The sequence below is a fragment of the Clostridium thailandense genome (assembly GCF_019207025.1).
Classification (GTDB): domain Bacteria; phylum Bacillota; class Clostridia; order Clostridiales; family Clostridiaceae; genus Clostridium_AM; species Clostridium_AM thailandense.
On record NZ_JAEEGC010000116.1, the window covers coordinates 22,040 to 38,017 of the forward strand.

Below are 15,978 nucleotides of genomic sequence, written 5' to 3' on the forward strand. Positions count from 1 at the left end.
AGAATGGTTTACAAAAACAACCATTCTCCAGAATATTCTTTGAAGATTTTCTATTTGACTTCAAATTCATTTATATCCATTATGTTTACACTAGAAGCCTTTATATATCCATGATATTTTCCCACATCAAGTATTGTAGTTACATCCATAGCTCCTATAGTCTGATTTATATACTTTAGATTCCCTTTTTCATCATATAAGGTTATAGTAATAGGATCACTATTATTTTTACTATTTCCCTGCAATTTTATAATATTGTCCTTTGTTTGTATTATATTTAAAGTAACAGCTCCAGTTATGTTTACAAGAGTTGTATCTGTTGTTGGGTTTGTTGGCCCTGTAGAAGAGCCTGCTACTGTCACATTGCAAACTGCTGGATTTGCTGTATAATTAATAGCAAATCCCTTTGTGCTGTCTATTGAAGTAGCTGTTATGGCCGCCGTTCCAGCCTTTATTGCCATTATTTCACCATTACTATCTACCGATGCCACTGTAGAATCACTGCTAGTCCAGATTATATCCTTATCAGTAGCATTAGCAGGATTAACAGCGGCTTTAATATTAGCTGTATCACCAGAATTCAAGTTTAACTGAGTTTTATCTAAGTTAATGGAATCCACATCTCTAAAAGCAGCTTCATCCCATATACCAGTGACATAAATCCAATGTATCACATCTCCGTTTTTAACATGATAATCTCCACAGCCTACATTAGGAAATGTGCCATTTACATTGTACTTCCATCCACTCCATTTACCTCTATCAAATTCTGACATACCATTTATCTTTGATATATATACCTGACTACTTGAACCTTTATTTACAAAGCTTATTCCCTTACTGTCAAGAGTACCCTTAAGCAAATCATACACAGACTCTCCATCTTTAGCATCTAAACTATTCTCTGTTAAAATAGTTCCTTTATATCCTACAATATCTAATGAAACCTTGATACCTTCATTCTTTCCCGCTGTCACAACAGTTACAATACAAGATGCTGTTTTCTGTCCATCTGTCGTAGTAACTGTTATGGTTGCTGTTCCCTCTTTTATTCCTGTTATATTTCCATTTCCATCTACTGCTACTATTGACGTATCACTGCTCGTCCAAGTTATATTCTTATTTGTAGCATTATCTGGTTGTATTGTTGCCATCAGCTGCAATGTATCTCCTACTGCTAAACTTGAACTCGTTTTGTCTAAAGTTATTCCAGTTACAGAAGTCGTTTGCTTTTCTTCTGTTGGTATTGTTGTTATTTCTTTACCGTCTTTATCCTTACAATCAACATTAATATCTTTTCCTTTTTCAATACTACCTACTACTGATGTATTATCATTAAATTTTATAGTAACATCTGCATCAGCACTGATTTTTGATATTTGAGCGTTATTTGTCTCTATTGTTGCTTCTTTTGCAACACTAATTTTTTCAAATTTACCTTGAAGTGCTATATTGGGTTTTGATTCTGAATTCACTTTAACTTCTGGAATAGGATTATTAGTTGATGCAAGTAATTTAATATTAGAGTGCACTTCTATGCTGTCTTTAAAATTCCCTCTTAACTCCAAGGTACCGCAATCTTTTTTATCATCGTTTTCAACAATAACTTGTCCAAAAGTTCCTGTTGAATCTGTAGAATCAAGTATACAGCTATTTGACACCTGGGTATTTTTTATTTGAGTTTCACCCTTTACTTCAATTCTTACATTACTAATGCTGCTAACTTGAACTAAGTCTGATTTTACATTGTCAAAGTTAACACTATGTGCCCCTCCCGATTTCACAACAATTTTACTTGCGGTAACATTTTCAATAGTGCTATTTCCATCCGTACCTGGATCTATTATAAGTTCACCATCAACTTTTACATTCTTAAGTGAAACATTATTTGCTGAAATAGTTATATTTCCTCCAATTTCACTTTCATTTTCACTTACACTTCCATCATAAGTTTGACCCTCTGATTTTAATTCCAAATCATCTGTATCTTCACTACCGCCACTTGATGTAACGGTTACTGTTTTACTTTTTGATTCTCCATCTTTTTCTACTGTTATTGTATGTGTTCCTGCCCCATTTATGGCGATTGTAGCATATCCGTCTATATCAGTAGTTGCTACCTGCTTTTCATCTACTTTTACAGCTACATTATAAACACCTCTATATACACAAGTAACTCTAAGCTTCATAGAATCTCCTGATTTAATGGAAGATGGTATATCTTCTAAAGTCAAAGGTATTGCTCCCTTATAATCTGGAGAAACCAATGCATGCCAGTCCCACTCATGATAATCAAAATTTAGAGTATCTCCTTCTTTAGGATATACACCCGGCGCACCTACAGAGGTAATTTTCCCATTCAAATATACAAACCAATCTATGCCATAATACCCTGCTTTTCTATCTTCAATTGGCAAATCCTTTAAAAACACATTTAAAAGCCCATCTATACCATTTATAAAGCCTGATCCTTGTAATTCAGTAACTTTACACACACTCTTTAAGTATTCCATTGCATTTTCATTTGTTTTATCTTTGTCTATAGTCATTATAAAGTTTTTTACTGTGCTAGACTGATTATTTTTAGTAATTGTCATAGTAAAGGTTTTACCAGATGAAGAGCCACCAGATGATCCTCCCGACGAGCCTCCTGATGAAGTACCTCCAGCTGTTGTAGTTGGTGTAGCTATCGATGTTGGTACTGTTTTTCCGTTAAATAAATCAATCAACCCATTTAATATACTATCTGCTACTACAGCTTCACCACCTAGTGCTATAAGCTCTGTTTTATTAGACATTTTTGATTTTATAAATTCTGCTGTCTTGCTTGGAATAGTTTTATAAATAAGAACCAAAGGTGAAGAATTTTGAGCTGCAAGAACTGATCCTGCAAGTGCATCAGCAAATTCATTTCCAGTTGTACCATCTCCTTCTGCCATAAATACTTTTTCAAATTTCAAATCATTTTGAAACTCGTTTATTATAGCAAGATTAGTTTCAAACCTATCTTGTCCACTTAACCTTTTAGGATTAGGTAAATCACTTTGTATCTTTTCACTTATGACTCCTGTTCCACCAACTATGTAACTGTTTTTTATATTTTTATCTTTTATATAATCTTTTATACCATCTGTGAGATCATTTTTATCTGATAATAGAATAGGCATTCCTTTTTGAGCAGCAATAGGTGCTATAGATAAACTGTCTGCATATCCATTTCCTGAAGTAACTACAACACTTGCAACTTCCCCTAAACTTTCAGCTATCTTTAAAGAAGTTTCATATCTATCTTTTCCCCATAATCTTTCAAGATGAGTTATTCCTGAACTTTTTAACTGATTTTCTACATTTTCAGATAAAGAACCAGTTCCCCCAATTATAAAAACATTTTTAACTTTAAGTCTTTTCAGCTCATTCATAGTTTCATTGCTTAGTCCACTTTTATCTGTAAGCAATATTGGAGCATTATATTTTTTAGCTAGGGGCGCCGCACAAAGAGCATCCGCATATCCATACCCTTGTGCTATAACAGCTGTATCTGTTCCGTTTTTCCATCCATTTTGACTTATTTTTATAGAAGTCTCGATTCTGTCCTTTCCAAAAATTCTACTCTTACTTATAGCTTCATCAGCATATACATTAGCGACATTGGATAAAGTAATACTGACCATAAATAGAAACAGTATAATTTTACTAATTATTCTTTTCATTTTATCCCCCCTATTAAGTTTTAAAATTAAGCATAAGTTTTTAGCTAAAATATTTAATTAACTACCTTCCTATATTTTTTTCATAACTAAATATCCTCCTTTTTTATTCACATTCTAAATAAACTCAGAAAAAATTGCACAAAAAATGAACCCTTGAAAGAGCCCACCTTTTTTCACCATAAAAATTATCTATTTATAGATAATTTTTTTGCGTATACATCTTTCCCTCCGAAAGAATCAACAAATACTAGGCAGGTTTCCTGGCTCGGATTCATTTTACTCCCTCGTCTTCCCAGATAAAAATTATCCAGTGACACAATAAGGTTTCATCCTCCTCACAGTAGCGGTGGGCTGCAGTGGTTTTCCACTTTCCCTTTTAACTCTATTTTTAATCAATAGAAGCACCTAATACTTTCACTATTTAATTTTTATTTACTTATTTCCCATTAAACATATTATTAATTTTGTGAAAATTAAACTTTTTATATTTTGATCAAATTTCAGTGAGAAACATATTTTAAAACTATTTTTAAAAGGTTACGGTTACACTTCTTTCTTTTAAATCATCATTTGATGGTACATAGTTAGTATAGTTACCATCACCATCTTTCTCAGCTCTTATTGATGCTGTGCTTTTAGCTTTTACTTTAATTTTATTATTAAATTCTGATACATTATTAAATGTAAATATAACAGTATTTCCATTTATTTCTACTGAATCAGCTTTTAAATTCGTCCCATCATCATTTATAAATACAAAATCGTCAGGTTTTACACCACTGCTTGTATCAAGCACTGTGTCAAATGTTATATATATCTTTCCATTACTACCTTCCTTTGTTGCACTCCAATAACGTGAAGTAGTCTCTGGCGCTGCTTCATAATCATATATTCTATTTTGGCTATTGCCTGTTGTATCAGATAAACTAGCTATGGATGCACCAGTTTCATCCGTTGTCTTGGCATTAGATTTTATTCCAAGATATGCTTTTTGTCCTTGAGCTTTTACCATATCTATTTTAGTTGTATTTTTATTATTGTTAGTTTTTCCATTAGCAAAAATTATAACTGGCACTGTTTTCTTTTCATCCTCAGTAGCAGCATATCCATCCTTAAATGTAAGCGTTACTTTGTCTCCTGAGACACTTGCATCAGTTGGTGCCACCCCTCCTAATGTAAAGTCACTAGCATCTAAGTTATCTATAGCTTTATCAAATTGAATATCAACTTTCAAATCATCTCCTGAATAATAGACCCTAATTGTATCATCCTTTACTTTTGTTCCATTTAAATTAATATATATTTCGCTTGTATATGCTGTACCATTTAATAAATTTCCAGTCTCATCCTTAACGTTAAAAACCATCATCTTTATTACATCATTAGTTTCACCAGTAATGGTACCATTATTTCTCTGGACATGATAGCTTGCTGGAAATTCTATTATGGCACTTTTGTTATCTCCACCGGCTATAATACTTGTGTTACTTGGCAATACCTTAGTATCTCCTTCTCCATTTACAAACTTGTAATTATCTTTGTTTGTAATTGCATTTGCATCCATATCTTCAGAAAAATAAACAACTACTTGATCTTTTCCAGAAGAACTATTTTGCTTATAATATATACCTTTTACTTTTGGTGCTACATTATCAGTACCTGCTAAAGTAGTTGTATATTCCTCCATTGTATTTGGCGAAGCTACTGTATCTATAATATTCTTAATCGTTAATGTATAATTAGAACCTGTTAGTCTCCAATCATCACTACTATCCGATGGATTAGATTTTGTTAACTTAATATCATAAATATTAGTATTGTCATTATTATTTTTACCACTTGCACTATATATACAATCAATATGACTAGTTATGTTTGTAGATTTACTATCATCTAGTTCATAGTTTGATTTATTTGTAGCATAAGAGTAGTTAACATCTTTGCTAAATTTTACACGTATGGTTTCACTATCAATTGCAGTGACTCTTGTAACCGTTGGCTTAGTTTCATCTTTAACATTTTCAAAGTTCACTCTAGTATCATCAGCAACTTTGTTTCCAAAAGCATCTTTAATGTTATTTCTTATGTAAAGAACATTTGAGCCTATTTTAATATTGGTCAAACCTTTTATTTTAATTTCACAATCATTATCATCAGTATCAAAGCTAATGCCGTCTATAGTGCTTAACTTAACACTATTTAATTCATAATTTGCAGCCTCAAGGGCAGTTTTTTTATCCATCGCTCTGTCAAAGGTAACATGAACTTCTCCATTAGTAGTTTCTTTTAAAGAAGTAATCGCTGGTCTACTCTGTATATTATCCACTGTGAACCCTAAACTTGATTCTTTAAAAGTAAAGCCGGCAGCATCACTTAAAACTCCATTCCTTTCTCCATCCAAAACTTCTAATGTATGAGTTCCAGCGGCTATCGGTGAATCAAAATAGAGTTCAACTTCATTTGCCCATGTCTTACCATTTGCTGCTATTGAATTTTTAATTTCAGTTAAAGCTGTGTCGCTGTCTATACCATAATTACTTACATTTTGTCCATCAATTTTGATTTTATTCTTTAAAGTATTGATATCTGCCATATTAACAGCTTCTGAAAGCTCAATAGTTATTTTGTTATTTCCCTGTACTGTTACTGTATTCAATGTAGGAACTGTGGTATCTAAAAACATTAAAGCTTGCTCAAAAGTATCTATAGTATTGCTCTTATCTGCAGTTAAAATAGACTTTTTAACTGTAATTATTGCATCATCGTTTTGCTTTCTTGGGTCAGCTAATGTTACTAAAACTGTTTTATTATCTATAGCTTTGGCTACTCCAGTAATTGAAGTTAAAGCATTTCCATCTACTTTATAATTTGTCACATCTTCAGCTGAATCTTTATCTACAGCTGAATTAAAATAAACTTTAAATTGATTAAGATTAACTGTTTCTATTGAATTTTCAGTATTTATCTTTGACTTAGCAGCACTACTTATAGACTCTACTGTTTCTTCAGAGACAACTCCTATCCCACCTACAACATTTAAATCAGTTTTTCTAACCACATGATCCTTTATATATGCTACAGCATTCGTTGTGGCTGTTATTCCTTTCTCATCAATTAACACTGCTGGAGCCGATGCCTTTCCTGCTAAAACTGACGCCACTAGAGCATCTGCATATCCATCACCACTTGCATTTGCTATGTATAATTTATCTGTTTTAATATTATCTTTAAATTCTTTCAATACTTTTAAGTTGGTAGAAAATCTATCTTGTCCTCCATTAATCCTTGTTCCGCCAAAGGAATTTAAAATTCTATCATCTATAATATTTATAGTTCCAACTACGGTAACCTTTGATTTGTTGTTATCTATGAAATTTAAAATCGATTTCATTGAATCAGCACTATTAGTTCCTAACAATAATATTTGTCCTTTAGCCGCTGCTATTGGAGCTACTGAAAGAGCATCTGAAAATCCTTCTCCTCCAACCATTATCACATTACTTGCATCTACTCCCAGTGTAACTAATTTTTGAGCCACAGCCGCATTTGTTTCATATCTATTAGCTCCACCCAATTCTATTAGGTTATAGCTATCTTTCAATTCATTTCTTACTACTTGTGAAACTGAAGCATTTCCACCTACAATATATATATTTTTAGCTTTTAATTTATCTATCGCATTTGCAGCATCTACATTTAAAGCTCCTGATGTAGTTAAAAGTATTGGTGCATCTAGTTTCTTAGCTAATGCTGATGCACTTACTGCGTCTGCATATCCTTCACCTGAGACTAGTACTACATTATCATTAGTTTTCCAATTTGTTATGGCAACCTTAGCTGCTGTTGCATATCTATCTGCTTCACCTATTCTTGTAACTGCCCCTGAAGCTGCCTTAATTGGATCAGTCAATAAAGCTATGTTTAAAACTATTGATATAAATGCAGCACTTGCTAGTGCTCTTGTGACTTTTTTACTCATTTTTAATATCTCCCCTAAATTTACTGTGCATTTTTTAACAAAATAATATCTAAATATTTATTCTCAACTTATAATATAATTTGTAGATTTTATATGCTATCTTCAATTTTAATTATAATTATTTGCAAAAATAAAAACCTGCAACAACGTGCAGGTTAAGATAGTATCATATTAGACTTACATAAAGTTAATTAGTCCTATTGATATAAAAACTAATAATAACGGATCATATAACTTTTATGCAAATAAATGTTACCACACACTTCCCACCGAAGTTGTCGTTAATTATTTTAAGGCAGGTTTCCTGACTCATAGATCAAATTACTCTCTAAACTTCCCAGCAGCATGCCAGTGTTCACTAGATTTCATCCCTACTCACAGTAGCGGGGGCTGTAAAGGTTTTAAACCTTTTTCCCTATTATCTTCATTTTGAAGCACCTTAAAATATTGATTGTCAATTAATGTTTTATTATATATTCACATTATATCTACAAAATGTATAATTGTCAATATTTTGTACAAAATTGTAAAACTTTAAACTTATTCAAAAAAATTACACTTACTAAAAAGTAAGTGTAAAAGGAAAAGGATTAAAAATATTTAAATTAACACCAAATATATAAAAGAGACTTCTTTCGAAGTCCCTAATAAACAAATTATAAAAATACATATTATGTTACATTTAATACAACTAATTTTATAAATTTTTAAATAAGAAAAATAGAAGTATTAAAACAACAGTCATCATGCATTTTCTTTCCCTCCGAAAGCTTGCAGTAAAAGTAACAGGCAGGTCTCCTGACTCACGGGTCTTCCTCTTTCTTCCTTCCCAGATAATTCCAGTGGATATAGAATTTGTCGCCGTATACAGTAGCGGGGGCTGTAGCGGATTTTCACCACTTTCCCTTTTAATTATTAAATAAACCTAATACTTTATTATTTAATTTTACAATAATGAGTATATATTATTTTACCATTTTTGTCAAGTTTTTCTTTAATGCAAAATCTAGATTACATTATTTTGTCCAATTTGGGTTTTTCTGAAAAAAAATCAAAGAACATTTTTTTATTATTCAATACATCTAAATCATGCTTCATATCAAAATAAGAAAGGATTGTATCCTGGTCAATATAATGAATCCAGCATTCCAAATATTCTTCAAAATCAATACCTTCTTCAATTATGGTATCGTCCTGATATACACTCACAATATTGTATAAATACATCTCAATTTTTAGAATTTCATTAATATTTTCCAAATTTATTCCATCTTGTTCTATAATTTTCTTTACTTTTAAAGAATAATTGTTATAATAACTTTGCAGCTTTTTATAAAATTCTCCTATTCTTTTGAGGTGTTCATTAAAATGTAGATTATTAATTCTTATCACTATTTTATTTTTTTTATTTAAATAAGTAGTCAGTCCTGATTTATATTCAACAAATTCTGTCTTATAAAAATAACGCTTCATAAAAAAACCTCCCTTAATTTAATCAATTTTTAAAATAGACTAATTTTATCTCATTACCAAAGATTTAACATTAAATGCCTTTCAAATAGCTCCATCTCTTTATAGTCATTTGTTCTTAATATAGCGGGCAAGTACTTCATATTTAATATGTCTCTTTCTTTTTCTTCTATAGAAATATTACTTTTTTTTAATTTTGTCCATTCTTGTTTTTTAATATCTGATATTACGTTATTTATTGATGTCCTTAAACTTTTATTTTTAATACTCATAAAAATACCCTCCTTCACTAATAAATAAAAAAATCCTTTTAACAAAAGTGTTAAAAGGATTTTATATAGCGAAGCTTGTTCAATCGTAAAAAATAAACAAAACTCTCATTATAACACTCCCCCTATCACTCGTAGAGATAATTGTGTAAAATACAGGCAGGTCTTCTGACTAAAGATTCATCGTTTTAGTACGCCTTCCCTATATTTAAGTGGCATAATGTACTAAAACTCATCTATTACAGCTACGGGATAGTTCAGGATTCTAACCTGATTCCCTTTTAATTAATCAAAATTGATTAAACCCATATTCATCTTTATAAAATTTAACTTTAGTGTATACCTATTAATCACTAATGTCAATATTATAACTAGAACTAATGTTATTAAATTTTTATTCTCCTAAGCTATTTCTGCTACTACTCCAATTTGCGGCCAATGCATATATAATATTCTTCACTATCCTCAGCATAGATAATTTCAAGATTAGCCTTTCTCATAATACTTAAAGTAATCTCTACTTCATCAAGAGTATTAGAATCAATTTTGTGGTCAATTTCATTATGTCTGCTATTTATTTTATCTCTTCCTTCAACATGGGCAATAATGATCTTTCCTCCTACTTTTAGAAGAGAATATGCTTTTTCAAAAAAAGCTTTGCTATCTGTAAAATGAGGATAACAGGAATAAGCTATTATACAATCGTATTTTTCACTGCATGAATAAAGATAAAAGTCTTCTACTGCAAAATTTAAATTATTATAATTATTCTTTTTCTTAGATATCTCTATCATTTTTTCAGATACATCTAATGCAGTTAACTTACCTTCCATTCCAATTTCTTTTTCTATATAAGGTATAATTATTCCAGTTCCACTTCCTATATCTAAAACACTGCTTCCTTTTTCTAAATTAATTTTATCGAAAACATATTTAATTTTTTCTCCAGGGTGGCAGCAAATACTATCCCATTTTTCTGCCATATTATCAAAAAATTCTCTATTATCCATAATTTCTCTCCTTCTTAAATTAATAAGTAAAACTAGCACACTGTATTACTTCTTAAAGACTTTTGAACGGCATATACAATAATAGGTATTAGAATGATTTGTATCACTATACCTGGTAAACCTTTAAGAAATAATCCACTTGCCACTACTCCAAGATTAAAAGGCTTGCTCATTATAATATGGAGCAATACAAAAGTTCCTAATATATTTATAATTCTTCCTAAAATCATACCCGAAATCAACGAAGGGTAAACTCCTATTTTAAATTTATTATAAAACATTGAAATAAATAATCCATAAGAAGCAAGTTCAAAAATCATTATATAAACAAATGGGAATGGCGGCATTCCTGTGAAAATATGACTAAGTAACGGAGTTAATACACCTACACATAATGCATAATAAGGCTGTAAAATAAAAGCTCCAATTAAAATTGGAATATGCATTGGCAAAAACACAGTGCCTGCATCTTTTACACCATGAAACAAGTAAGGAAGTATTAAACCTAAAGCTATAAGCAAGGACGCTCTTATCATTTGCTGTAAATTTGAAACTCTTTTCATTATAAAACCCCTCTCAGTATTTCTATATTCGTAATTTTATTGAATATATACAGCAAATAATATGCCAATATCACAATTCTTCTAAATTAGTGACATCTTTAGACAATGATATCAAAAAGATACAAGATTAGTTTCAAAATGATAAAATCACTGGATTTTTTATCATTTTGAAACTAATTAAAAAATACTTAAGTACAGGAGGGACTGCATTTAAGTATTTTTTAATTTAGGTTTTTAGGTTTTTAAATTTATTTCAAACTATGCTTATTTATAAAGCAATTTTTATGCCAATGCTTCAGCCTTTAATATTCATAATAATAGCTTTTAATTTTTATCATTTTGAAATAAAATTAGTTTCAAAATGATAAATTATGTACTGTGAATTTCATTATGATAACACATTAACGACCAAATGAAACAGCAAAATAATTGATTGCTAAATTCAAATTACCAATATCAAAAGTTTATTCAATAAATTACATCAAAAAATTATAATATAAAATATACTCCATTTATAGTAAACAGTTTATGATCTTAACTATTTGCTATAAATGAAGTATATAATTTGTTTCACTCTTCTATTTTAAGAATTAATTTTTATAACTTAACTTCTATAATAGTTCAAACATATCATAATCAAATTAATATTATCTCAACTATGAAGAAGCTTTCATATTATCATTATTATTTACTTTTTCCTTTTTAAACGAAGCAACTATTTTAAATACAATTATCAAAATGGCAGCCCCAGCTACAGCTGAAATAATATATCCTATTTTTTCATTTATACCAGCTACACCATAATCAGGCATAAGTGCATTATAATTAAATCCATGTTCAAATGCACTAGGTACGTATCCCACTATGTCCTTCATTTCATCTGCTCCCCATTCTCCCCATGCAGTTCCACTAGCTAAAAGTCCTATTGGAGAAAGTATTATCATGGCAACAAGTAATCCGTATAATGATTTTCTATTTGTAGTTTTACCTTCATATATAACTCCTGGTGACATTTTTTTAACATATGAATATACTCCTGCAGTAACTGCACCTTCTAATAAGCCAACTAAAAGATGTGGTAACACCATAGCCGGTATAGCTACATTTAAAGCATAAGGACAATAAATAGCCGCACCTGTAGCATCTTTAAATAACATAGGTTGTATTCCAAATTCTATAGACGCACAAAAGGCTGCTGTAAGTATTCCTAAGTAACCTCCTACAAAAGCTGCTATGTATTCACCTTTATCACTTTTCATTCTATTTTTTATAAAACTATATGTGTAGTACCCTACAAATGGCATAACAAAAGCCATATTAAAGCAATTCGCTCCATAAGCAAGTATACCACCGTCTCCAAAGAACAACGCTTGAATAAGCAGTGCTATACTGACGGATATCGTAGCTGCATAAGGTCCTGCTAAGATTGCAATTAAAGTTGCCCCTACTGCGTGGGCTGTAGTTCCTCCTGGTAATGGAACATTAAACATCATAACTAGAAAAGAAACAGCAGCACAAACACCTAGTATAGGCATCTTCCTTTTACTTACTTCTTTCTTTACTTTGTTTACTGCCTTTGTCCACACCGGTAACATTACTGCTCCCATAACAGCACAAGTTGATGGACTTAAATAATTATCTGGAATATGCATAAATAATACCTCCTAAGTTTTGTTATAGCATTTTAAATTTAAAATACTAAAAATTTAGATGTATTTTAAAACACATCTATTTCTATACTGAGCAATTATGATGCCAAATAAATATCACTTAAAAAGCTTCATTAATCGACAAGTCAGTATCAAAATGATATATTTTTGTTTCAAAATGAGAAACAGGATCAAAATGATACTACTGTTGAATTCTTCAGCTCTTTGATTCCAATATCTTCAAATGTTCATCTCCATTTTAATCACCTCCTCTATTACCAAATATATAACATTAAATGCTCTTTTAAAATGTCTTTCTCTATACACTTCTTCATATCTAATACAGTTGTCCCTTTTATATTTAATACATCCTCTTTTGCTTTGATGATTACACTCCAATATAATTTTTTTCAAAAAAAAATTGCTGACAAAATATACTTGTCAGCAATCCGAATATTTATTCCAAAGTTACATTTGTTGTAATTGCTCTTTTGTATGCTCATGAGTATGTAAGTGAGTATGTTCATGGTCATGTGTATGACTATGTTCATGTTCGTGTTCCGTATCTTTCTCCTCAGAACTCACCACCATACTTTTCCTAGCTTCCCTAAGCATATCATCTGCCTTTTGCATAAATTCTATAGCTCTTTGTATGGATTCTGATGTTTCCAATTTTCCCATTGATTTTGACTTTTCAACCCACTCTTTAAATCCTTCTTCATGGGACTCATTATGTTCAACCCAATGAACTAATAAAACTTTTAAAGTTTCTTCTTCCTTGTTTAAATTTGATTTACACTCACAATCTGCAGATATTTCATTCACATGATTATGTCCACCATGAACATGTTCATGTGAATGCTCCTCATTGTCATGGCTATGTTCATGATCGTGATGGTTTTTGTATTCATTTTTTTCATTGTAAATCATAAATACACCTCATTTCTTTATATTTTAATTACAAAATCAAATAGTCCACAAGGGATATATTTGGTAATTACTCAAGTTCTTTTTTACTTCTTAATTAATCTAATTTTTCTTGAATCTCAAGAATTCCCATCGGACATACTTTAACACAGATGCCACAAGCAATGCATTTGCTTGGATTAGGCTTATCTTCAGCTTTTACTATGATACCTTTAGGACATGCTTCAACACATTTAAGACAGCCCGTACATGCTTTTTTATCTATCATATATATACCCTTAGCATTTTGTTTAATAGCTCCTTCAGGACATTTCTTAGCACATAAACCACATTGATTGCATGCTTTTACATTTGGAGAATTGTCTTTTTTTACATCAATTTTAATGCATGGATTACCATAAGTTTTGTAAAATGCTTCAGAACAAGCTATTTCACAGCTTAAACAATTCATACATAAAGAACTATCACTGACAACTAATTTTTTCATTCCCTACCACCCCATATTATAAAATAATAGTCTTTTTAAACATACTTTTATACATAGCAAATTTTATGCCAATTACCGGTTTTAAATTTTAAATAGTTTAAATTAAACAAAAGGGGCTATTTTTCTATATATCTATTGTTAAAACAACTCCTTAATCAGGTATTTTTCAATATAAAAAGTTTCAAAACGATAAATTTCAAGTATCATTTTAAAACTTTTCTCATTTTGAAACTGCATTGATTTTATATTATTCTTGTTATCCACCCATATTATAACTACATCCCGGCTCGTTTCTACTATCTTTTCTATATTCTTGTCCACTGTTGGAAGAATCTACTGTCAGTCTTATGTGTAATTCCCTAAATCTAAATATGCTTTGTATTTTCTGCTGCTACTTTTTCCAGCAAAGCCAAGCTATTTTAGCAGTTGTTTTTTCTTGTACCATGCCATCTACAGCTTTATCTTTTAAATAATCTTTAATAATAATTTTATCTTCTTGTGTTAAAACTTTTGTTCTCTCAAAATGGTTCAAAAACTCTGAATAGAGCTCATTTACAGATTTACATCTCTCCCAACTAGAATCTTTATAAATTATTTTAGGGTAATATCCCATATTCCACAATATATTAAAAGCATTATATATTTTATTTTCATGAGTATTATTCCCATTGCTATTAAAAATTTTTTTTGAAAGCTCATCCTTTAAATTATCTTTTCTTTCTACAAATCCGCTTAAAAAATATAAATTTCTTCCATAGTTAATCATTTTGATAAGATCTTCATAACTGTCTATTGCTGGACTCATACAAGCAAAAACCATGTCAAATTTTTCTTTGCACTCAAACGCTTCTAAGTTCAATTCTGACCAAGGCTTTTTTATAAAAGCTATATTATTTATACCCTTTTCCTTTGAATTATTTTTAGCATAAGTTATCATATTCTCAGAAATATCTGTAGCTATAACATACTCAGATATTTTAGAGAATTGCATGGAATAAAATCCTGTACCGCATCCTATATCTAATACATTTTCAAATCTAGGATGTTGTCCTACTTCAATAAAGTCTAATATACAAGAAAAATCTCTATTTTCTTTCTCCTGTATATCTTTTCTATTAAATTCTTCAGCTCTTTGATTCCAGAACCTTTCTTCCAGAGTATAGTATTTTTTTGAATTATCCCATGACTGTGAAAAATACTTTATATCCATATAAAAAACCTCCTATGTTATAATTTATTCTTTACTCCATTACCAAATATACAACATTAAATGCTCTTTAAAAATATCCTTCTCTACACACTCTTTCATATCTAACACAGGAGTAGCACACTTTATATTTAATACATCCTCTTTTGCTTTTATGACAATACTATTTTCTCCTAATTTGGGCCATATTGACAATACATCATTCTTCATAATGCGTTTTGATGATTTTAAATAATTTTTTGGAATATGCATAAAAAAACCTCCTCAATTTTCTCATATTGTTTAAATAAACTTGATATATACTATCTCTTCTTTTATAAATAAATTAAATGTAAACTATAATGGTGTAAATATTTGGCCACCATTATAGTTTCAAAAGAGTTTTAATGAGATTTTATTTAATAAGACAAAGGAACTATTAAAATGTATAGATATCCACACCAGACAGTTAACTTATGCTCCTGGATGTATTGATGGATTTACCAAATGTAAAATTTTGTTTAATCACACCCTCCTATAGATAACCACACCAGAAAGTAAACTTATACGCAGGTAGATGTTACCAAAGCTGAAAGCACATATAAAAACTTTTTTATCATTCTTAGCGAAGTATTTTAGAAAATCTTAGAAGCTTTTATATGTTTGAGGTACGAGTTTATAAAAGTTTCTTAGATTTTCAAAATACTGAGCTTTAGAATGATTAAAAA

Annotated in this window: 11 protein-coding genes and 4 riboswitches; all 11 genes read right to left on the reverse strand. The window is 30.2% G+C overall.

The features are described from left to right. Positions 1-50: 50 nt before the first annotated feature. The 11 genes from I6U48_RS20095 to I6U48_RS20145 all read right to left on the reverse strand — a co-directional run bounded on the left by I6U48_RS20095 (position 51) and on the right by I6U48_RS20145 (position 15,523). Positions 51-3,710, reverse strand: a complete 3,660-nt coding sequence (locus tag I6U48_RS20095; protein ID WP_218322264.1) for a cell wall-binding repeat-containing protein — start codon at positions 3,708-3,710, stop codon at positions 51-53. 233 nt (positions 3,711-3,943) lie between these two features. Then, positions 3,944-4,134: riboswitch (cobalamin riboswitch) on the reverse strand. A gap of 105 nt (positions 4,135-4,239) precedes the next feature. Continuing rightward, positions 4,240-7,689, reverse strand: coding sequence for a cell wall-binding repeat-containing protein (locus I6U48_RS20100; RefSeq protein WP_218322265.1), 3,450 nt, complete (start codon positions 7,687-7,689; stop codon positions 4,240-4,242). Between the two features lie 277 nt (positions 7,690-7,966). Continuing rightward, a riboswitch (cobalamin riboswitch) is annotated at positions 7,967-8,146 on the reverse strand. A 314-nt stretch (positions 8,147-8,460) separates the two neighbouring features. Then, a riboswitch (cobalamin riboswitch) is annotated at positions 8,461-8,633 on the reverse strand. Positions 8,634-8,700: 67 nt separating this feature from the next. Beyond that, complete coding sequence (locus I6U48_RS20105) at positions 8,701-9,162, reverse strand: hypothetical protein (RefSeq protein ID WP_218322266.1); 462 nt, start codon at positions 9,160-9,162, stop codon at positions 8,701-8,703. A 53-nt stretch (positions 9,163-9,215) separates the two neighbouring features. Then, positions 9,216-9,431 carry a hypothetical protein gene (locus I6U48_RS20110; RefSeq protein ID WP_218322267.1) on the reverse strand — a complete coding sequence of 72 codons (216 nt, stop codon included), beginning with the start codon at positions 9,429-9,431 and terminating at the stop codon, positions 9,216-9,218. A 138-nt stretch (positions 9,432-9,569) separates the two neighbouring features. After that, positions 9,570-9,752, reverse strand: a riboswitch (cobalamin riboswitch). Positions 9,753-9,847: 95 nt separating this feature from the next. Beyond that, positions 9,848-10,438 (reverse strand): class I SAM-dependent DNA methyltransferase, encoded by a 591-nt coding sequence (locus tag I6U48_RS20115; RefSeq protein WP_218322268.1) that lies wholly within the window; start codon positions 10,436-10,438, stop codon positions 9,848-9,850. Between the two features lie 32 nt (positions 10,439-10,470). Next, the gene (locus tag I6U48_RS20120; protein ID WP_218322269.1) at positions 10,471-11,001 is read right to left on the reverse strand and encodes an ECF transporter S component; all 531 of its coding nucleotides are present in this window, start codon (positions 10,999-11,001) and stop codon (positions 10,471-10,473) included. 656 nt (positions 11,002-11,657) lie between these two features. Beyond that, entirely contained in the window at positions 11,658-12,653 is a 996-nt protein-coding gene (cbiM, locus tag I6U48_RS20125) for a cobalt transporter CbiM (RefSeq protein ID WP_218322270.1), read from the reverse strand. 465 nt (positions 12,654-13,118) lie between these two features. Then, positions 13,119-13,580, reverse strand: coding sequence for a DUF8180 domain-containing protein (locus I6U48_RS20130; protein WP_312891100.1), 462 nt, complete (start codon positions 13,578-13,580; stop codon positions 13,119-13,121). A 94-nt stretch (positions 13,581-13,674) separates the two neighbouring features. Further along, positions 13,675-14,064, reverse strand: coding sequence for a 4Fe-4S binding protein (locus tag I6U48_RS20135; protein ID WP_218322271.1), 390 nt, complete (start codon positions 14,062-14,064; stop codon positions 13,675-13,677). Positions 14,065-14,455: 391 nt separating this feature from the next. Next, a complete protein-coding gene (locus I6U48_RS20140) occupies positions 14,456-15,274 on the reverse strand; it encodes a class I SAM-dependent methyltransferase (protein ID WP_218322272.1) in 819 nt (272 codons plus the stop codon). A 39-nt stretch (positions 15,275-15,313) separates the two neighbouring features. After that, entirely contained in the window at positions 15,314-15,523 is a 210-nt protein-coding gene (locus tag I6U48_RS20145; RefSeq protein WP_218322273.1) for a hypothetical protein, read from the reverse strand. Positions 15,524-15,978 lie beyond the last annotated feature (455 nt).